Genomic DNA, 20,445 nt, shown 5'->3' with positions numbered 1-20,445 from the left:
TAATAACTGATTAGAGGTGTTCGACCTATGTGTACAACAGGTGCGGTAGTTATCAAGGATCGCAGCGGGGGCAAGCGGATATTCGGGTTTAAAACGTCAGACTCGCCTTTGACCGGCTTTTGGCATGGGCAAGTGAATAACCCTGGACGTTATGATGCATTAGGGTACGGTTTGACCCAGCAGCAAGGGATTAATGCAGGTATGAATGAAAAGGGGCTGATGGTGATCAGCTCCTACTTCGGTTATAAAGAGCACATGCCCGATGTAGCCTCCGAACAGAAACAATCAAGTAAAAATTCTTATTGGAGCGGTGATGTAAGAGGGATTGTACAAGCGGAAGTGCTGGCTGGATGCTCCGCAGCGGCTGAGGCGGCTGCGTTGTTTGTAGAGCGATTTTCCGAAGGGATGGCTCCATTAGGCGGAAACCATGTTATTGTAGACAGAACAGGTGAACTGCTCGTCTTTGAGCACTGTCAAGGATTATACGGTCTGCAAAATGCAACAAAGCAGCATTTCATCGTTCGGAGCAATCAGGCGTTCACCTTGTTTCAGTCCGAGCAGAATCAACTGCCGGAGGAAATCCGGGAAGATCGCGGGATACGACAGCGGTTAGCCGAGCAAATATTGTCGAACATCAAGCGAGAAGAAATGAATCTCGATGCCGTTGAGGTAATTAACCGCTTGAAGCAAATGACTGCCCTGCATGCTGGAAGCGGTGAGAGCACAGGCAGTATTTGCGCGCATGGCGTATCGAAAGGTCGCTCCAATTCTCCTGAGCCACATGAGACCCTAAGCGCCATGATCTGGGATATCCGTTCGAAGAAGATGCATTTCACTGTGGGGCATCCCTGCAAAGGGGAATGGCATGAAATGGATTTTTCTGGTCGAAACAATAGGTGTAATTTTTAAGTTCGAGGAAATAGTGCTATAATTTTCAGAAAAATGAAATGAGGAAACATTAATGACGCCAATCATTGACAAGATTGCATGGATTTATATTGTTGATGGCCAAATATTAAGCGCTCGTTCCAGAGGGAAACATATATGCTACATACCTGGAGGAAAAAGAGATCCTGGCGAAACTGATGCCGACACCCTTGTTCGAGAGGTAGGGGAGGAATTATCAGTACGAATTAAGCCTGAGACCATCTCGCATTTTGGAACATTCGAAGCTCAAGCCCATGATAAATCAGAAGGTGTTCTGGTGAAAATGGCTTGTTATACTGCGGATTTTGAAGGGGAATTGAGTCCAGCTTCTGAAATAGAGGAATTGCTCTGGTTAACTTATCATGATCGAAATCGTGTATCTCCGGTTAGCCAAATCATTTTCGACAAATTACATGAGATGAAGTTGCTTTCATAAGACTAGAACTTTTTATTGTAAGAAACCTGATTTCCAAAATCGACCACTTATGTAATAATAAACGAAAAGGATTTTAGGAGTGGTAGATTGCAAACCCCAGTTAAATTAATCGTTTTTTGCTTAATCGGTATGCTTATTCCAAACGCCGCTATAGCTTCAGTGCCTTCTACAAAATTATTTACAGATGTCCCCGAAAGCTTACCCAACGCACCCTATATTTATGAACTTGTAGAGAAACAGATTTTGGATGGGACAGGAGCTCAATTATTTACCCCCGAAGGGTCGTTAACTAGAGAACAATTCGCCAAAATATTATCAACAGCTTTTCAATTGAAGATTAAAGATAATGCGTATAAGTTACCATTTACGGATATCCATAATGAGTGGTCCAAACCTTACATCGCTACAGTGTACAATGAAAAACTAATGGATGGTGTTAGTGCTGACCTATTTGCTCCAACTGAACCTATTACCCGTCAAGCTGCCGCTTTGATCGTGTGGCGTTGGCTTCAAGACTCTGGTGTCACCAATCATTCAATCGCCAAATTTCAAGGTTCTGTTGAGGATACAGATTCCTGGGCCAAGGAAGCCGTTTCGATGGTTCTACAAAATGGTCTAAGGACAGAAGGGCTAAGTAAAGAGCCTTATCACTCTAAGGAAATCATGACACGTGGTGATGCAGCCGCATTGATTGCCCTTTCATTAAAGCTAGCTGAAGCTCATAATCAGCATGCAGCTAAAGATAAACAAAACTTCCAGCTGGATCAGCCTAAAAGGAAGGAACTTCCTCCTTCTGGCAGCGGTATAAGTTTGGAGCAGGCCAAATATTACGAGACAAGCGAGACGGCCCGGGTGACAAATACAATTACGTGGTATCGATTGGATTGCGAGACACTGCACTCACTAATATTTCAAACTACTGGAATAGAACGAATAGAAATAAGAGATGCTCAAGGAAAATATGTGTCTGCCCATACTTCTAATCAGACTTCTTCCAGTTTTATATTTGAACCTAAACAAACCGGTTTTTATTATTTGGAAATTAAGGCTGATCCGAGTAAGCAGGCAGAATTCAAAGCTGTGAATGGTGCTTCTGCCTCTAAGGCCATCGATTATAATATTATGGATCAAATAGGCGCTTCTCTCCAGCTTCCAGCTAATCAAGAAGTTTACTTTGCTTTTCCTATGACTAACGGATCTGACTACATGATTGAAGCGGCATTAAATAATGGGAACTTAGAAAAAATGACTATTTTAAATCAGAAAGGAGATCTATTGGAAGATAGGCAAGGAATCAATTTCATAGCATTGAAACCCACTCAAACCGAAACGTACTTATTAAAGGTGAGGTCTGCTGATCAACCTGTTACGTATAAATTAAAGGTTCAGGAGAAGGGTGTAACTAAAGAAACTGCTATTTCTATTGGCAGCGGAATACGAGAAGTAGCTATTACACATACAGGTGTTACGTGGCTAAATCTAACTTTTCCGCGTGACAAAAATTATGATTTTAAGGTTGAAAACGTTACTACTTATGATCTAAGTCTTCAAGGTATAGATCGATTGTTCGGACAAACTATTTTTACAAGTGAACGAGACCCGTCTTTTCAATGACAAACAAGTATTGCGCTTAATTGGAGTTCCTGGGAGCATGGCAAAAGTAACCTTTCTCGATGGAAAATCCATAAATGCAGCAATGGAATTAAACATCAATGGTGCTAATATTGGGAGAACGTTGAGACCGGCCGTGAAATTCGGAAGTGAACGTACTGTTCTATACAAAGTGAGGCTTGAGGCAGGTAAAAGCTATCGGTTTTGGTCGGAGGATGCTGCGCCTAACGATGCTCCATCATCCGCCAACTACGATACTTATTCAATTAATGACACTGAACGGAATAAAAAAATATATGTAACCGATATTGTAATAATGAATCAAGACCGTCAAGAGTTTGCGAAGTCTGAAGACAGCCCCCTTATATATAAACCTGAGGTAACAGGTGATTATTATATTGATTTTAAACCCGGCTCGAACAGTAAAGGATATTACTTAAATGTAGCTGTACAATAGAGTTAATCATGAGAAAATGGGAGTCTTCCTTATGCGGAAGGCTCTTTTTTGTTAGCTGGAATTAAAATAACATTATAAATAAAAATGTTGACTAAGTAAAAGTGGAATATTATACTTTGTAAAGTAAAATGTTTACAAAGTATCCGGATGCGATGTATACATAAGATCTGACACAATATTTGGAGGTTAATCATTATGTCATCAACTCAAAGTATTTTTGGGCCGAGATACCTTGCTTTGTCTATTGGAATCATTTTGGCTGTAATGGCAGTCGGGTTTGAAGGATTGGCTGTAACAACGGTCGCTCCAGCTATAGCTAACGATTTAAAAGGAATCACGCTTTATGGATGGATTTTCAGCGCTTATTTGCTTGCTCAAATTATTGGAACCTTGGTAGTAGGACGACTTATCGATAGGAAAGGGCCGGCATTGCCATTTACTGTAGCCATTATTTTATTTGTAATTGGATTGATCGCTGCAGCAGTCGCTAACGATATGATGGTTTTAATAGCTTCACGGGCATTGCAGGGGTTTGGAGCGGGAGCGATGATGACTTGTGTATATACCGCCATTTCCTTAAGTTACCCGGATGAGCTTCGCCCTAAAATATTAGGTGCTTTTGGAACAGCTTATGTTCTACCCTCTATGATCGGTCCTTATGTTGCCGGTGTGATTGCACAACAATTTTCGTGGAGGTTCGTATTCTGGGGAGTGCTGCCATTTTTAGTACTTGCAGCTTTTCTGAGCTTACCCGTCTTCCGTAAATTAAAATTTCCTAACGTAGAAAAGAAGAGTGGAGCAGGAGCGACATGGCTATCCATACTGCTTGCTATCGGTACCGGAATTTTCTTGAGCGGTCTTGGTATGCTTCCGAAAACAATAGGAATTGTATTAGTACTCGTTGGCTTGGCTCTCATGGTTCAGCCGCTCCGTAAATTGCTTCCAGCAGGTACGTTGAAATTTCGCTTGGGCTTGCCTTCGTTAATTGCTTCGAGAGGATTATTTTTCGCTGCTTATGTGAGTACTCAAAACTTTTTAGTGCTTGCATTGACAGAAACAAAAGGACTAACGGCGGATTTGGCTGGATTAATCGTGGCAAGTGCGGCACTTAGTTGGTGCGTTGTGTCCTATATGCAATCTCACTGGGACGCTGCGGATCAAGGGCGAGGTAGGAATAAACGAATTAGAATGGGGGTTTCCCTCATGATTATTGGTATTGGAATTGTCGTTTGGGTGCCTGCAATCAATATTGCTTTGTCGATCATCGGTCAAATGATAACAGGAATTGGGATCGGATTGGCTCATCCTACTAGCGGTGCTGTAGCTTTTGCAAATGCCAAAGAAGGAGAATCAGGTGAGGTTTCAGCAAACCTTCAGTTCGCAGATTCCTTTACACCCGGTATCGTTATTGGTATTGGGGGTGCGATCATAGCTGTCAGTCAAGCAACCGGATTATTGATGGAAGTTGGAATTTCCGGCGCTATGGTACTTAATCTTGGTTTAATTATCTTTAGCTTGTTTGCAAGCACACGGTTGAAGATGGGGAAATCGGTAGGGAAAACGGTTGTATAATAGTAAGTAACACGTATGTTCATTAGCTATATATTGTATGTTTAATGGTAAAATATCGAAGTAGAGGTTATATGGACGATAAAAGGAGGTTATGCAATGCAAGGATATAACGTTCTTATGATATACAACAAAGACATGGATCGACTGCTAATGTGCACACGGTTAAAAAATCCCTACATAGGATTAAGCAATCTGGTTGGTGGAAAAATCGAGGTTGGAGAGACGGGAATTGAAGCTGCTTACAGAGAATTATTGGAAGAAACCGGCATTTTAAAAGAGGATGTTAGATTGAATCACTTAATGGATTTTAAATACTATTTGCAGCATTGCTATGTTGAAGTTTACTTTGGGAAATTAAAGGGCGATGTAATGATCTCAGGGGATGAAAATGAATTGTATTGGTCTGAGTTGAATAAAGACTTTTTTGATATGTCTTTGTATGCAGGTGAAGGAAACATTGGGCATATGATTGAGCAAGTGAATATGAGCAAAGATATACTTCTAGTTGATCCGTAATAAATCCGCAAATTGGCATCATTTGGCACCCAATTGTATGGTGTTGGCAGTCTTTTCTTGCTTATATTGAACGTGTGAAATCAATTCTGCTAAGAGAGGTGCTTATCATGACACTGCAACAAAATGGGGCAAAGTCGGTGACAGGGGATTTTCTGATCCGAAAGGTTCTATTGACGAATGCCGTTTCATCAGGGGCTTGCGGACTTCTACTGCTTTTATTTCCGAAGTATGTTACAGATTGGACAGGACTGGACAACCGGTCAGCCTTGATAGGGACGGGGATTTTCCTGCTCATTGTCGTTTCCTTTCTAGTATGGGCGGCTACCAGGAATGTTGTTCCTTACAGGGGTGTACTCATTTTTTCCATTGTGGACATACTTTGGGTGGTCGACAGCATACTTTTGCTTGGGGCTAACGGTTCCGTTGTTACAATAACAGTTTTCGGTATATGGGCGATAATACTGGTTGCTGTGGTAGTCGGTATTTTTGCTATATTTGAGGCGTCTTACTGTTGGCGCAACCGTCTTTACAGCAAATAGAGATGATCAGGTGAACAGCATATATGTGAGGACGAGCCATAGAAGTGATTCTAGAGGCTCGTTTTTTTCTGGAAATTATAGGGTTGAAATAGCGGTAACTACTGATGTTTAGAATTTGTTGAGAGCCGGTGTGATAAAAAGAAGTGTCTATTTATTATGATTTTTGTCGAAAATTAGTACTTTATTCACAAAGGAGGCAATACATTTAACTTTTGTCATTTAGAGATACCTGCACTATTCATCTTCGTATTTTAATCCACTAACAAGGAGGCTTTTCACTAGTATGCAAGGTAAAAAAGCTCTAATTATCGTAATGATCTTAACTATGATTCTCAGTATGATCCCGCTCTCCTCGGTCGGGGCTGCAAGCCCGGCTGATTCGATCACCATTAGCGACCCCAGATCTATGGCCTATTATAACGGTTATATCTATGTAGCCCAACGGAACGTTGACAAAATCTCACGTATTTCAACAACTACCGGACAGGTGAGCGATGTTTTGGTCATGAGTACCTACAGCACTCCGATGTCTGTGGCCATCAACAGCCACGGAGACTTATTCTATACAAAGGACAGCAACAAAAACGTTTTTAAGATTCCGGCGGCCTCGCTAACGAGTCTGCCGTTGAGTGCGAGTCAGGTAAACACTCTAAGTCAATCCTATTATTTAGGAAACTTTAACTATATGAATGGGATAACCTTCGACTCGAATGACAATCTGTTTATGACTGATTATACATCGAATGGCATCTACAGGCTGGATCTAGGGCAGACAGTTCCAACAGCAGTTATTACCGGCGCGTCAAAACCGATTAATGGTATAGCATTTAACACGAACGGTGACCTTTATTTTGTTGATGAATGGAGTAAAGCTTACAAAATCAATAATGCGGACCTTGCCGTGAAATCGGCTACTGATCCTACCAAATTACAATTATTAGAATCGATCAGCAATCCGGCGGCGTACGGTGTGATCTTTCTTCCAGATGGAACACACTATGTCTCCTCTTTATCGGGTGTGATCGTTAAACATACTTTTGCTAGCGAAAGTGCAATCCCAGTTGCTAAAAATTTACTGCCGTCAAGCCTCACGGTTACAGAAGGCACAATTACGAATCTTTTGACCTACTTGAATGGACTAAGCGGGATGAGTGCAACGGGGGTAACGTTGAGCTTGACGTCCTCCAACGCAAACGTAGCCAATAACGGAGCCATTACTTATACAAGCTCTGCAGTAACCGGAAATGTATCGGTAATCATCACCAAAGCAGGCGAAACTCAAGACACTAAAACCATTGCCGTTACGGTACCGGCGCACACGCCAACGCCAGCTGAGCTTGCCAATGCATCGATAGCAGCAGCCAAAGCTTTGCTGCCATCAAGTCTTACGGTTATAGAAGGAACTTATACGAATCTTTTGACCTACTTAAACGGGTTAAGCGGGATGAGCGCAACGGGGGTAACGTTGAGCTTGACGTCCTCCAACGCAAACGTAGCCAATAACGGAGCCATCACTTATACAAGCTCTGCAGTAACCGGAAATGTCACAGTACTGATTAACAAAGCCAACGGAACTCAAGCTACTAAAAACATTGCCGTTACCGTACCGGCGCACACGCCAACGCCAGCTGAGCTTGCCAATGCATCGATTGCTTCAGCCAAAGCTTTGCTGCCAACAAGCCTCACGGTTACAGAAGGAACGTATACGAATCTTTTGACCTACTTAAATGGGTTAAGCGGGATGAGTGCAACGGGGGTAACGTTGAGCTTGACGTCCTCCAACGCAAACGTAGCCAATAACGGAGCCATCACTTATACAAGTTCTGCAGTAAGCGGAAATGTCACAGTACTGATTAACAAAACCAACGGAACTCAAGATACAAAAACGATTGCCGTTACCGTATCGGCACACACGCCAACGCCAGCTGAGCTTGCCAATGCATCGATAGCTTCAGCTAAAGCTTTGCTGCCATCAAGCCTCACGGTTACAGAAGGAACGTATACGAATCTGTTGACCTACTTAAATGGGTTAAGCGGGATGAGCGCAACGGGGGTAACGTTGAGCTTGACGTCCTCCAACGCAAACGTAGCCAATGACGGAACCATCACTTATACAAGCGCTGCAGTAACCGGAAATGTCACAGTACTGATTAACAAAGCCAACGGTACTCAAGCTACTAAAACGATTGCCGTTACTGTACCGGCGCACACGCTAACGCCAGCTGAGCTTGCCAATGCATCGATAGCTTCAGCTAAAGCTTTGCTGCCATCAAGCCTCACGGTTACAGAAGGAACGTATACGAATCTGTTGACCTACTTGAACGGGTTAAGTGGGATGAGCGCAACGGGAGTAACTTTGAGCTTGACGTCCTCTAATGCTAACGTAGCAAATAACGGAGCCATTACTTTTACAGGCTCTGCAGTAAGCGGAAATGTCACAATACTGATTAACAAAGCCAACGGAACTCAAGACACTAAAACGATTGCCGTTACCGTATCGGCGCACACGCTAACGCCAGCTGAGCTTGCCAATGCATCGATAGCAGCAGCCAAAGCTTTGCTGCCATCAAGCCTTACGGTTACAGAAGGAACGTCTACAAATCTGTTGACCTACTTGAACGGGTTAAGTGGGATGAGCGATACGGGAGTAACTTTGACTTTGGTATCTTCCAACGCAAACGTAGCCAACAACGGAGCCATCACTCATACAAGTGCAGCTGTAACGGGAAATGTAACGGTAATAATTAACAAAGCTAACGGAACCCAAGATACTAGAACTATTGCAGTAAATGTATCTCCACTACCTGTTCAAGTGACAGTAACTTCTCTTTCCGTTGATGCTGCCAACGCCAACATCACCATAAATGGAGTGAAACAGCTTGTCGTCTCAGCGGCATACAGCAATAATACAACAGCTGATGTCACCGCAACGGCTTCATACAGTACCTCCAATGGGAGTGTGGCTATCGTAAGCGCAGCCGGTATAATAACGGCAGTAGGTTTCGGCGCGGCCGATATTACCGTTTCCTACTCAGGCCAGTCCAAAGTGGTAGCGGTCACCGTACCTAGACCGGCCAGTCACAGCAGCAGCAGTACCGGAGCTTCTGCTCCAGCGGTGCCTGCTACTGATACGAAACAGCCTGAGGACAAGGTCACACCGACGGTACCTTCAACTCAGCCCGCAATCACGGATGTGTTTAAAAGCGATGCTGTAAAAACGGACAGCAGTGTGGTTAACCGCATTTCAACAAGGATTGAAAATGCCAATAAATCCGAAGTTAAAATGCCATTCTCTGACATCCAACAGCATTGGGCCAATAAAACGATAGAAAGCTTCATTAAATTGAACATTATTGAGGGCTATAACGATGGAAAATTCAGACCGGATGGCGCAATCACACGCGCTGAATTTGCAGTGATTATCGACAGAGTATTCGGTATCAACAACGACCTCAAACAATCGGTTGCAATGAATGATATCAGTAACCACTGGGCCAAAGGTACCATTGAAAAGCTTGCGAATGCCGGGATATTGAACGGTTATGGGCAAGAGTTCCGTCCGGATCAAACCGTCTCCCGAGCTGAAATGGTCGCCATTATTAGCAGGATCGTGAATATGAGCGCCGTGCAAAAGAATGAATCAAAAGGAGCATTTTCCGACACTGGAAATTCTTTTGCCTTCAGCCAAATCCAAGAAGCAGCCCAAGCGGGGATTGTTGCAGGCAAGGAAGGGAATAATTTTAATCCAGATGCCCAATCTACCAGAGCAGAAGCGTTGACGATCATCTTGAATACACTGAATCTGAGCCCACAAATCAAGACTTTATTGGATAGCTTAAAATAAGTCCGCGTGGCGTGGCAGATGCAACCAGTAACATTAAGGGCGGTTCCTAGAAGAGGAGCCGCTTTTATTTGGCATTTTTCCTGATTATTATTGCACTTTGGTTATGGAAGGATATCAATGATCGCTTAAAGAAATAGAGAGGAGAGATATATGGGGGGGCTTGCAGAAAGGAAGGGACGGATTTTGATAAATCACCTTCTTGATCCTCAACAGAGGAAGCCCACTTTTGCAACATTTCGACAAATAAACGGAATTCACTTAAATATAAGGAGACGGATAATTATGAGCTCTTTTCTTGCAGAAGAAAACAATGAAGTGGGCAAGCTCGTGAATACTGTCACAAGATTGCACGTTAATAACCGATTCCTGTTAGGAATAGATGGTTTAAGCCGCTCTGGAAAAACAACATTTACAGCAAAATTAAAGGAAAAGTTACAACAACAGCAGATGGATGTCGTTATTTTTCACATTGACGATCACATTGTTGAGCGGAAAAAAAGATACGGTACGGGTCAGGAGGAATGGTACGAGTACTACAATCTCCAATGGGATATTAACTACTTAAGGGACAACTTATTCGATAAAGTGCGCTTTCATGATGAGGTAGAACTTCCTTTCTACAGCAGTGAGTCCGATGAGCAGAATATAAAAACCGTGTTGATTCCTAAGGAATGTTTTATTGTAGTTGAGGGTGTTTTTCTTCAACGAGAAGAGTGGCGAGAGTTTTTTGATTACATGGTTTATCTGGACTGCTCTAAAGATGAACGTTTTCTTCGTGAAGGGGTCAGCACTCAAAGAGATATACAGAAATTTAAAAGAAGGTACTGGAAAGCAGAAGAATATTATCGGGAAACAGTAAAACCCTTATTGAACGCAGATATGATAATTGTAACGGGTAGAGCTAACTGAATACTATAGCTGAATTATTTTCAAAGAGCATGTAGCCGCGGCTGCTTTTCTAATTCAAGTAACAAGCAGCACAGCTTATTAGAGGCAAAATAGGCTTAAATAATCGGCAATCATCTGCTAAATCGTTGTTGTCACAAATCGACCCCTTACCTCGTTTTATGTGCAAACGAGATAAAGGAGTGGTTGTAATGAAAGAATTGACATGTATAGTCGTTGGCGGAGGATATGCGGGCATTAATGCAGTTAAGGCGATTCGAAAAACATTTAGCAGTGAGGCACACCAGTTTCTAATTCGAATTGTATTAATTGATAAGAACTCCTATCATTTGCGTAAAGTATTGCTTTTTAAGCCTGCAGCTGGGAACGATGATATTATCATCCCACTGGCAAGGTTGTTTCCGGAAGGAATCGAGCTCATTCAGGCTACTGTAACGAAGATCGAAAGAGAAGCTAGAAGGCTGTATTATAAGGATTCAGAAGGAAATGAAAACTTTATAAACTATAATGTTCTGGTTATGACGTTAGGCAGCATCATACGGAAGCCCGATACTCAACAGGGTGGAGTGGCATTGGCAAGCTTGGAGGAGGCACAGAAGATCAGAGAGACGTGGCGCACGAATTTAAAGAAAGCTGTTAATGAAATAAATACACAAGAACGCCAGAGACTAATGACCATTGCCATTGCGGGAGCAGGTATAAGCGGCATCGAAACTTCTGCCGAGCTGGCTCATTTTGTTCGAAAAGATGCGCAGCAGTTAGGACTTATCCCGAGTGATGTGAAGATATATTTATTTAATATGAATAAGAGACTTTTTCCGGAAGGCCCGGCCAAAGTAGGTGTTAAACTGGAGCGTGCAATAGAAGCTTGCGGAGTAACTGTTATCCATGATTGTAAAGTTTTAGAGGAAAGAGAGGGAGCGCTAACCTTATCTTATGGCAAAACGATGTCCGTCGGCCTATGTATCTGGACACTAGGGTTATTACCTAATCCAATGCTGAGGAGTATAGGGATGCCGGTCAATTCGGATGGCTATGTGATTGTAGATGAAAGCTATCGGGTTCAGGATGCTCAGGATGTATACAGTATCGGCGACTGCGCGCGAATCGTAGACCCTAGTGGAAGAGCGGACGGGAAGACGTGTAAGGAGGCGACTGCTCAAGCGGCAAGGCTTGCCAAGATTTTAGCAGCGGATCTTACAGGGCGTCCTGCACCCGTGCATAAGGGTTTTATAGATTTTTTCTGCTTTGGCTTAGGTCCGGAGCAGGGAATAGCGTGGACGCGCAAATGGGGAATAGATGTTATTTTTACAGGGAAGCTGGGTTGGCGAATGAGAAAGGTTACATGGGACTTGGCAAGTCTGTTAAAATAACACATGAATAATGGATCCATGGATAAGAATAGGGGTGGTTAGATGCAAGAGTTATATGAACAGTATAAGGGACTGCTGTTTACGCTTGCCTACCAATTGACAGGTTCGGTCTCCGATGCGGAGGATGCTGTACAGGACGTATTTCTGAAGATGTATGACGTTAATCCCGAGCGTCTGGTTGAACCGAAAGCCTATCTGTGCAAGATGGTGACAAATCGCTGTCTGGATTTACTGAAATCAGCGCGTAAGCGAAGGGAACAATATTTCGGACAATGGCTTCCAGAGCCCATTCTTACTCCTGAGGATGAATCAATCGATTCGATTGTTCGTAGCGAACTATTGTCTTATGCCATGCTTGTGCTGCTGGAAAGGCTATCGATTGCAGAACGAGCTGTGTTCGTGCTTCGTGAAGCGCTCAGCTTTGAATATACCGTTATAGCCGAACTGGTTGGAAAAAGCGAGACTAATTGCCGCAAACTGCTCAGTCGAGCGAGAGGAAAGATGGGGATTGGCATGGAAGAGCCGATCCTTCCCGAAGCTGGGAGTGAAGAATGGGTTCGTAGGTTCCTGTCGGCACTCGAACGAGGCAACGTGGATACGATAGTATCTATTCTCGCCAAAGATGTCGTGTTGGTTTCAGATGGAGGAGGCAAAACATCCGCTGCCGTTCACCCTATTAAATCCAGTGATCTGGTTGCTCGGTTCCTGCTCGGTGTAATTCGTAAAGTTCCTCATTATGAAGGAGGCTGGCAAGTTGAAATGACATATATAAATGGTCAAGCTGGGCTTATAATCCGCTCAGGTGAGTTGATTGATACAGTTGTGATGTTACATGTCGAGAGAAATGCAATTCAAAATGTATACTTTGTCAGAAACCCTGATAAAATGAGACATTTATTGAGATGAAACCATGTAACGCTTCAAGAATAATTCCAATATGAGTTATAAGGGGGGGCAACATGAATTTAACTATAATGGACACTCTGTTTGCTGTTGTGAAATTAGCTCCCACAGAAACGGTACCATCATGGGCAAGCGGCGGTGAATTTATTTCTATCACATGTACAAATGAAGAGCTATCTATTGTATGCCCTACTTCCAATATTCCACACCACGTTCTAAACGATGTTGAAAATGATTGGAAATGCATAAAAGTAGACGGCGTGTTGGATTTCGGATTAACAGGAATATTAGCATCACTAGCAAATCCATTAGCGGAGAATAACATAAGTATTTTTGCTATTTCTACTTTCAACACGGATTACTTGTTAGTTAAAGTTCATTTCATAGAAAAAGCAAAATCGGTGTTGGAGAATGCAGGGCATACATTTAACTAAAGTTTATAGAACAGAGTACATTAGTTCAGGAGCTGCTTAATTGCAGCTCTTTTTTTTCGCAAAATAACTCGCTCACACCGTTCTTGAGAAAGCTTTTTCCCAGAATAATTTTACTTTCTACAAACGTTAAAAAATATCAAAAAATTAACTTTAGTTAATATTGTAAACTATTTATTTTTGTTAACATGGTCACTAGGCTCGAAATCATAAGAGGATTGGAGCGGTAATGTTACAAACTGGAGGGGAGAATAGTGAAGCACTTAGTGAGATTCTGTCTTTGTCTAATGTTCATCATAGGCGGTTTTCCTATGTTGTTCGAGAACGTGGCGCATGCAGATGATGCGGTCGTTCCTCAAATAGCTGCAGGGTATTACCATAGCGTAGGGCTGGTTAGTGATGGAACGGTCTGGTCATGGGGACGAGGAAATAATGGTCAATTGGGTAACGGAGAGTCAGTCAGTAGAGCCGTTCCGAGAAAAGCAACCGGTCTAAGTAGTGTTAAGTCGATTACCGGAGGGGTTCGAAGCAGCTTCGCGACCTTAAAGGATGGAACTGTAATGGGATGGGGCGCTAATGGAAACGGTCAACTGGGAGATGGGACTACAACAGATCGACTCAGTCCTGTGCAGGTATCTGCTTTAAGTAACATTAAGGCGATCTCTGGAGGCACCTCTTATCACACTCTTGCTCTGGACGGTAATGGTAATGTATGGGCTTGGGGAAGAAATGATAATGGTGATCTTGGTGACGGAACGACCATTCAGCGAAACACGCCGGTCCAGGTAAACACGTTGAGTAACGTAAAGGCAATAGCCGCGGGTGGATATTTCAGTCTTGCGCTTAAAGAGGACGGTACGGTTTGGTCTTGGGGATGGAATGGTGCGGGTCAGTTAGGGAATGGAACGACAAATCAACGGATCTTGCCTGAACAAGTGCCTGGTCTCAGTCACATAACAGCGATTGCTGCAGGAGGTAATCATAGTCTTGCATTGGATGCTAATGGAAGGATTTGGGCATGGGGTGAGAACAGATACGGTGCATTAGGAGATGGGACGACAACGAATCGAACGGCTCCCGTACTAGTATCTGGTTTAACAAACGCAACGACGATTGCCGGAGGAAACTATCATAGTCTCGCATTGGATGCAGACGGACAGGTTTATGCTTGGGGGTACAACAGTTACGGCCAATTGGGAGACGGCACGACAACACAACGTAATATACCCGTGCTAGTGCCTGATTTGAGCAAAATGACGGCAATTGCTGGGGGAGGTTTTCATAGTTTTGCTATGAGAAGTGATGGAATGGTTTGGTCATGGGGGTATAACGCTGATGGAGAGTTGGGTGACAATACAGCCATCAGTCGATCATTGCCCGTGAAAAGCAGTGCAGTTATGGACGCAACAGCGCCATCCATAAACAACGGAATGATCTCTGCCTCCTCTACAACTTCAACAAGCACGACTTTGACTTGGGTAAAAGCGACGGATAATATGAGTGATCAGAGTGCTCTTCAATATTTGGTTTATCAGTCCGAAAGCAACAACATTCAGACTGTAGCTCAGATGGAAAGGTATGGAAAACCGATAGGAGCTTATACTCAAGATATCGAGAAGCTGGATATTACAAGTTTAAAGCCCGGTACCAAATACTATTTTAACATCATTGTCAAAGACCAGGCAGGATATAAAAGTGCTTATGGGATTAAGCAGATAACGACCAATTCGGTTTATTCTATTTCCTATATTGACAACGGTAGTACTGGAGGGAGCGTGCCTGTTGACAGTAATACCTACGAGCAGGGTACATCGATCACCATAAAGGAAAACAGTGGCAATTTAATTAAAGAGGGTCACACATTTATCGGTTGGAACACACAAGCAGATGGAAAAGGAACTAGCTACGCAGCCAACACAAGCTTCACCGTTGGAGTGGCCAATGTAAAGTTATATGCAAATTGGAAAGCAAATAGCTATACTGTGTCGTATGCAGCAGGCATGAACGGAACGATCAGCGCTACAAGCGAGACGGTAGCGTATGGAAACAGTCCGGCAGCAGTACCGATGGTAACGCCGAATATTGGCTACATGTTCGCTGGCTGGAGCAGCGACGGTGGAACGACCAAGCTGACCAGCGCGCAAGTAGCCCTAACCACGGTGACGGCAGATATCGCATACACAGCGTACTATACGCAAAATAGCTACACTGTCAGTTACGCGGCAGGAGCAAATGGAACGATCAGCGCTGCAAGTGAAACAGTAGCTCATGGAAACAGTCCTGCAGCGGTACCGACGGTAACGCCAACTACGGGCTACACGTTCGCTGGCTGGAGCAGCGACGGGGGAACGACCAAGTTGACCAGCACGCAAGTAGCTCTAACCACGGTGACGGCAGATATCGCATACACAGCGTATTATACGCAAAATAGTTACACAGTCAGTTACGCAGCAGGAGCGAACGGAACAATCAGCGCTACAAGTGAGACTGTAGTGTATGGAAACAGTCCTGCAGCGGTACCGACGGTAACGCCAACTACGGGTTACACGTTTGCTGGCTGGAGCAGCGATGGAGGCAGCACGAAGCTGACCAGCGCTCAAGTAGCCCTAACCACGGTGACGGCAGATATTACGTACACAGCGTACTATACGCAAAATAGCTACACTGTCAGTTACGCGGCAGGAGCAAAAGGAACGATCAGCGCTGCAAGTGAAACAGTAGCGTATGGAAACAGTCCTGCAGCTGTACCAACGGTAACGCCAACTACGGGCTACACGTTCGCTGGCTGGAGCAGCGATGGAGGCACAACCAAGCTGACCAGCGCGCAAGTAGCCGCAACCACAGTGACGGCAGATATCACATACACAGCGTACTATACGCAAAATAGCTACACAGTCAGTTACGTAGCAGGAGCAAATGGAACGATCAGCGCTACAAGTGAAACAGTAGCGTATGGAAACAGTCCTGCAGCGGTACCGACAGTAACGCCAACTACGGGCTACACGTTCGCTGGCTGGAGCAGCGATGGAGGCACAACCAAGCTGACCAGCGCGCAAGTAGGCTCAACCACAGTGACGGCAGATATCACGTACACAGCGTACTATACGCAAAATAGCTACACTGTCAGTTATGCGGCAGGAGCAAATGGAACGATCAGCGCTACAAGTGAAACAGTAGCGTATGGAAACAGTCCTATAGCGGTACCAACGGTAACGCCGGCTACGGGTTACACGTTCGCTGGCTGGAGTAGCGATGGAGGCACCACGAAGTTGACCAGCGCACAAGTAGCCCTAACCACGGTGACGGCAGATATCACGTACACAGCGTACTATACGCAAAATAGCTACACTGTCAGTTACGCAGCAGGAGCAAAAGGAACGATCAGCGCTACAAGTGAAACAGTAGCTCATGGAAACAGTCCTGCAGCGGTACCGACGGTAACGCCAAGCACTGGATACACGTTCGTTGGCTGGAGCAGCGATGGAGGCACAACCAAGCTAACCAATATGCAAATAGCAGCGAGCACGGTGACGGCAGATATTACGTACACAGCGTATTATACGCAAAATAGCTACACTGTCAGTTACGCGGCAGGAACAAATGGAACGATCAGCGCTACAAGTGAAACAGTAGCGTACGGAAACAGTCCAGCAGCGGTACCGACAGTAACGCCAACTACTGGCTACATGTTCGCTGGCTGGAGCAGCGACGGAGGCACCACGAAGTTGACCAGCGCGCAAGTAACCCTAACCACGGTGACGGCAGATATTACGTACACAGCGTACTATACGCAAAATAGCTACACTGTCAGTTACGCGGCAGGAGCAAACGGAACGATCAGCGCTGCAAGTGAAACAGTAGCTCATGGAAACAGTCCAGCAGCGGTACCGACAGTAACGCCAAGTATTGGCTACACGTTCGCTGGCTGGAGCAGCGATGGAGGCATCACGAAGCTGACCAGTACGCAAGTAGCCGCAACAACTGTGACGGCAGATATCACGTACACAGCGTACTATACACAAAACAGCTACACTGTCAGTTATGCGGCAGGAGCAAATGGAACGATCAGCGCTACAAGTGAAACAGTAGCGTATGGAAACAGTCCTGCAGCGGTACCTCCTGTAACGCCGAATATTGGCTACACGTTCGCTGGCTGGAGCAGCGACGGAGGCACAACCAAGTTGACCAGCGCGCAAGTAGGCTCAACCACGGTAACGGCAGAAATTACGTACACAGCGTACTATACGCAAATTAGCTACACTGTCAGTTACGCAGCAGGAGCAAATGGAAAGATCATAGGCAACACTTCGCAAACCGTAATCAGCGGTGCAGACGGCACAGAAGTCAAGGCAGTGCCGGATGCTGGGTATAACTTCGTAAAATGGAGCGATGATGTAGCAACAGCCACGCGAACGGACTCCAATGTTACCGCGAACGTCTATGTTACTGCGTACTTTGCTATAATGGCGCAAGTGGCAGTTCCGACAGCGAATCCGACAAGTGGAGAGGTAACATCCGGCACCTCAGTAACATTGAGCACGTATACCGCAGGAGCGAGCATCTACTTTACGACAGATGGCAGTATCCCAACGATCGGTAGTATGGCCTATAGCAAGTCGATTAGTGTGATGAGTGCGATGACGATTAGAGCAATAGCGTTCAAAGCAGGTATGGCAGATAGCCCATTAATGAGAGAAAGCTATACGATCGTAGAACCAGAACCACTTAATAGTACAATCAGTCCTAGAACGGGAAGCTTTGATAAAATGACCACTGCCCAGACAGATGTCACTACCACACTGATGCTAAACGGCAACAATCTGAGCAGTATTGTCAATGATACAACTAAACTGATGTCAGGAATGGACTATACGATGTCGGGCAACATGGTAACGATCAAGAAGAGTTACCTTGCCAACAAACCGGTAGGAACGACAAGTTTGACGTTCAACTTCAGCGCGGGGACGTCCCAAACTCTTGCGATTACCGTAAGAGATACGACTATTGCTATACCTGGAGTTCCCCTCTTGGAGCCTGCTGTTGCTGGAAATGCACAAATAAGTCTAAAGTGGAATCCAGTAGTAGGATCAACAGGGTATAAAGTTTACCAAAGTGTAACTTCCAGCACTTATGGAGCAGAAGTAGCCAATGTTAGCGGTTCAGTTTACAGCTATGATGTGACAGGCTTGAAGAATGGAACAACTTATTATTTCGTAGTTAAAGCAGTAAATCCGGGAGGAGACAGTGCCTCTTCCAACGAAGTTAGCGCAATCCCCCAAACGGTTCCGGGAGCACCCACGGATATAATAGCTATTGCAGGAAATGGTCAAGTAACCGTTACTTTCACAGCACCTGTAGATAATGGCGGCAGCAAAATATTACGCTACGAGGTCACAGCTTCACCAGGCAATGTTACTGTAACAGGAATGGCAAGCCCAATTATAATAACGAATCTATCGAATGGGACGCCATACACCATTACGGTAAACGCGATCAATAGTATGGGTAGTAGTGAAGCATCCAGGTTCTCTAGTGTCGTAACGCCAAGGTCATCGTCTAGAAATGGAACCAGCTCAGCTCCGATACAGCCGACAACTCCATCTACGGCGGACATACCCAATGAGAAAATGGATGTGCTCATAGATGGAATAGTAGAAGATATAGGCGTAACGACAACAACTACGATAAACAACCAAACGATAACAACCACAGTGTTGGACCAGGAAAAGCTGGATGATAAGCTCACGGAAATAGGTCAACATGCTGTCGTTGCGATTCGCGCCAAGACGATTTCGGATATCGTTGTTTTTGAATTGAACGGTCAGATGGTCAGAAGCATGGAGCAGAAGCAGGCGGTCATTGAAATTAAGACGGACAATGCCTCTTACACCCTTCCTGCTCAGCAGATCAACATCAACACTATACTGGATCAGCTTGCAAAAACTGCGACCCTTAAAGATATCAAGGTTGAAATTGAAATCGCAACGCCGTCAACAGAGACAGCGAAGCTTGCTGAGAATTCAGCAGCAATAGGAGAATTCGTCATCATTGCCCCGCCGCTCAATTTTTCGGTAAGAGCAACGTATGGCGATAACAAGCTTGACGTAACTAAGTTCAATGCCTATGTGGAACGAACTATTGTCGTTCCGGATGGAGTTGACCCGAATAAAATCACGACTGGGGTCATTATAGATCCTGAAGGAACTGTGCGTCATGTACCAACAAAGATTACCGTCATTGATGGCAAATACTACGCCATTATGAACAGCATGACCAACAGTACCTATGCCATTGTATGGCATCCGCTTGTGTTCACCGATGCAGCTCAACATTGGGCGAAGGATACCATCAACGACATGGGATCGAGAATGGTCATCAGTGGCGTCGGTAACGGCATGTTCAATCCAGACAAAGATATTACTCGTGCGGAGTTTGCGGCGATTATCGTTCGTGGATTAGGATTGAAGCTGGATAACGGAACTGCATCATTTTCGGACATGAATAGCTCCGATTGGTTTAGCGGTGCAATACAAACGGCATATGGCTACAAACTAATAAACGGATTTGAAGATGGAACCTTCCGACCTATGGATAAGATTACTCGGGAACAAGCTATGTCAATCGTTGCCAAAGCGATGACGCTCACTGGCCTGAAGGCGAAGCTTCCATCTCAGGAAGACGGAAAGCAACTGACTCTATTTGCAGATGCAAATAATATTGCAGAATGGGCGAGAAGCAGTGTCGCTGATTGCTTGCAGGCGAGACTTGTTTCCGGCAGAAGCAGTACGCAATTAGCATCGGATGCATTCATTACAAGATCAGAAGTTGCCGTAATTATTCAGAAACTATTGCAAAAGTCTGATCTCATTCACTGAAAAGAGCTTAAATTGTTATTCCTCACTCAAGGGCTTATACCACGGTCAACCCAAA

13 protein-coding genes and 2 pseudogenes are annotated in these 20,445 nt (G+C 44.5%); 14 read left to right on the top strand and 1 reads right to left on the bottom strand.

Features of this window, described 5'->3' with window-relative positions; translation table 11 throughout:
• Nucleotides 1-27: 27 nt before the first annotated feature.
• From NV381_RS04125 to NV381_RS04065, 13 genes and pseudogenes are all read left to right on the top strand, one after another.
• Nucleotides 28-909 (top strand): hypothetical protein, encoded by an 882-nt coding sequence (locus NV381_RS04125; protein WP_258212002.1) that lies wholly within the window; start codon nucleotides 28-30, stop codon nucleotides 907-909.
• 52 nt (nucleotides 910-961) lie between these two features.
• Nucleotides 962-1,363, top strand: a complete 402-nt coding sequence (locus NV381_RS04120) for an NUDIX hydrolase (RefSeq protein WP_258212001.1) — start codon at nucleotides 962-964, stop codon at nucleotides 1,361-1,363.
• Between the two features lie 87 nt (nucleotides 1,364-1,450).
• Nucleotides 1,451-2,977 carry an S-layer homology domain-containing protein gene (locus NV381_RS04115; RefSeq protein ID WP_258212000.1) on the top strand — a complete coding sequence of 509 codons (1,527 nt, stop codon included), beginning with the start codon at nucleotides 1,451-1,453 and terminating at the stop codon, nucleotides 2,975-2,977.
• 37 nt (nucleotides 2,978-3,014) lie between these two features.
• Nucleotides 3,015-3,431: a hypothetical protein gene (locus NV381_RS04110; protein WP_258211999.1), complete on the top strand. Its 417-nt coding sequence runs from the start codon at nucleotides 3,015-3,017 to the stop codon at nucleotides 3,429-3,431.
• Between the two features lie 195 nt (nucleotides 3,432-3,626).
• The gene (locus NV381_RS04105) at nucleotides 3,627-5,003 is read left to right on the top strand and encodes an MFS transporter (protein WP_258211998.1); all 1,377 of its coding nucleotides are present in this window, start codon (nucleotides 3,627-3,629) and stop codon (nucleotides 5,001-5,003) included.
• A 96-nt stretch (nucleotides 5,004-5,099) separates the two neighbouring features.
• Entirely contained in the window at nucleotides 5,100-5,519 is a 420-nt protein-coding gene (locus tag NV381_RS04100; RefSeq protein WP_258211997.1) for an NUDIX hydrolase, read from the top strand.
• A 107-nt stretch (nucleotides 5,520-5,626) separates the two neighbouring features.
• Complete coding sequence (locus NV381_RS04095) at nucleotides 5,627-6,058, top strand: hypothetical protein (protein WP_258211996.1); 432 nt, start codon at nucleotides 5,627-5,629, stop codon at nucleotides 6,056-6,058.
• 283 nt (nucleotides 6,059-6,341) lie between these two features.
• Nucleotides 6,342-9,902 carry an S-layer homology domain-containing protein gene (locus NV381_RS04090; RefSeq protein WP_258211995.1) on the top strand — a complete coding sequence of 1,187 codons (3,561 nt, stop codon included), beginning with the start codon at nucleotides 6,342-6,344 and terminating at the stop codon, nucleotides 9,900-9,902.
• A gap of 282 nt (nucleotides 9,903-10,184) precedes the next feature.
• The gene (locus NV381_RS04085; RefSeq protein WP_258211994.1) at nucleotides 10,185-10,811 is read left to right on the top strand and encodes a kinase; all 627 of its coding nucleotides are present in this window, start codon (nucleotides 10,185-10,187) and stop codon (nucleotides 10,809-10,811) included.
• Nucleotides 10,812-10,999: 188 nt separating this feature from the next.
• Nucleotides 11,000-12,181, top strand: coding sequence for an NAD(P)/FAD-dependent oxidoreductase (locus NV381_RS04080; RefSeq protein WP_258211993.1), 1,182 nt, complete (start codon nucleotides 11,000-11,002; stop codon nucleotides 12,179-12,181).
• Nucleotides 12,182-12,223: 42 nt separating this feature from the next.
• Nucleotides 12,224-13,087: an RNA polymerase sigma factor SigJ gene (gene sigJ, locus NV381_RS04075; protein WP_258211992.1), complete on the top strand. Its 864-nt coding sequence runs from the start codon at nucleotides 12,224-12,226 to the stop codon at nucleotides 13,085-13,087.
• Nucleotides 13,088-13,140: 53 nt separating this feature from the next.
• Nucleotides 13,141-13,518 (top strand): ACT domain-containing protein, encoded by a 378-nt coding sequence (locus NV381_RS04070; RefSeq protein ID WP_258211991.1) that lies wholly within the window; start codon nucleotides 13,141-13,143, stop codon nucleotides 13,516-13,518.
• Nucleotides 13,519-13,802: 284 nt separating this feature from the next.
• Nucleotides 13,803-19,037: pseudogene (locus NV381_RS04065) on the top strand (InlB B-repeat-containing protein); the annotation flags it as partial.
• 113 nt (nucleotides 19,038-19,150) lie between these two features.
• On the opposite strand, the pseudogene NV381_RS38365 reads toward NV381_RS04065, so the two are convergent.
• Nucleotides 19,151-19,225, bottom strand: a pseudogene (locus NV381_RS38365) (hypothetical protein); the annotation flags it as partial.
• Nucleotides 19,226-19,340: 115 nt separating this feature from the next.
• On the opposite strand from NV381_RS38365, the gene NV381_RS38360 reads away from it, so the two are divergent.
• Complete coding sequence (locus NV381_RS38360) at nucleotides 19,341-20,390, top strand: S-layer homology domain-containing protein (RefSeq protein WP_419182242.1); 1,050 nt, start codon at nucleotides 19,341-19,343, stop codon at nucleotides 20,388-20,390.
• Nucleotides 20,391-20,445 lie beyond the last annotated feature (55 nt).

This window comes from Paenibacillus radicis (ex Xue et al. 2023) (assembly GCF_024722015.1).
Classification (GTDB): Bacteria; Bacillota; Bacilli; order Paenibacillales; family NBRC-103111; genus Paenibacillus_S.
The sequence above is the reverse complement of the archived record's forward strand: the minus strand, read 5'-3'. Positions and strand labels throughout refer to the sequence as shown.

Coding starts and splice junctions, on each gene's coding strand:
- NV381_RS04125 (WP_258212002.1), top strand. CDS start 28: ATGTGTACAACAGGTGCGGTAGTTATCAAGGATCGCAGCGGGGGCAAG.
- NV381_RS04120 (WP_258212001.1), top strand. CDS start 962: ATGACGCCAATCATTGACAAGATTGCATGGATTTATATTGTTGATGGC.
- NV381_RS04110 (WP_258211999.1), top strand. CDS start 3,015: ATGGCAAAAGTAACCTTTCTCGATGGAAAATCCATAAATGCAGCAATG.
- NV381_RS04105 (WP_258211998.1), top strand. CDS start 3,627: ATGTCATCAACTCAAAGTATTTTTGGGCCGAGATACCTTGCTTTGTCT.
- NV381_RS04100 (WP_258211997.1), top strand. CDS start 5,100: ATGCAAGGATATAACGTTCTTATGATATACAACAAAGACATGGATCGA.
- NV381_RS04095 (WP_258211996.1), top strand. CDS start 5,627: ATGACACTGCAACAAAATGGGGCAAAGTCGGTGACAGGGGATTTTCTG.
- NV381_RS04090 (WP_258211995.1), top strand. CDS start 6,342: ATGCAAGGTAAAAAAGCTCTAATTATCGTAATGATCTTAACTATGATT.
- NV381_RS04085 (WP_258211994.1), top strand. CDS start 10,185: ATGAGCTCTTTTCTTGCAGAAGAAAACAATGAAGTGGGCAAGCTCGTG.
- NV381_RS04080 (WP_258211993.1), top strand. CDS start 11,000: ATGAAAGAATTGACATGTATAGTCGTTGGCGGAGGATATGCGGGCATT.
- sigJ (WP_258211992.1), top strand. CDS start 12,224: ATGCAAGAGTTATATGAACAGTATAAGGGACTGCTGTTTACGCTTGCC.
- NV381_RS04070 (WP_258211991.1), top strand. CDS start 13,141: ATGAATTTAACTATAATGGACACTCTGTTTGCTGTTGTGAAATTAGCT.
- NV381_RS38360 (WP_419182242.1), top strand. CDS start 19,341: ATGGTCAGAAGCATGGAGCAGAAGCAGGCGGTCATTGAAATTAAGACG.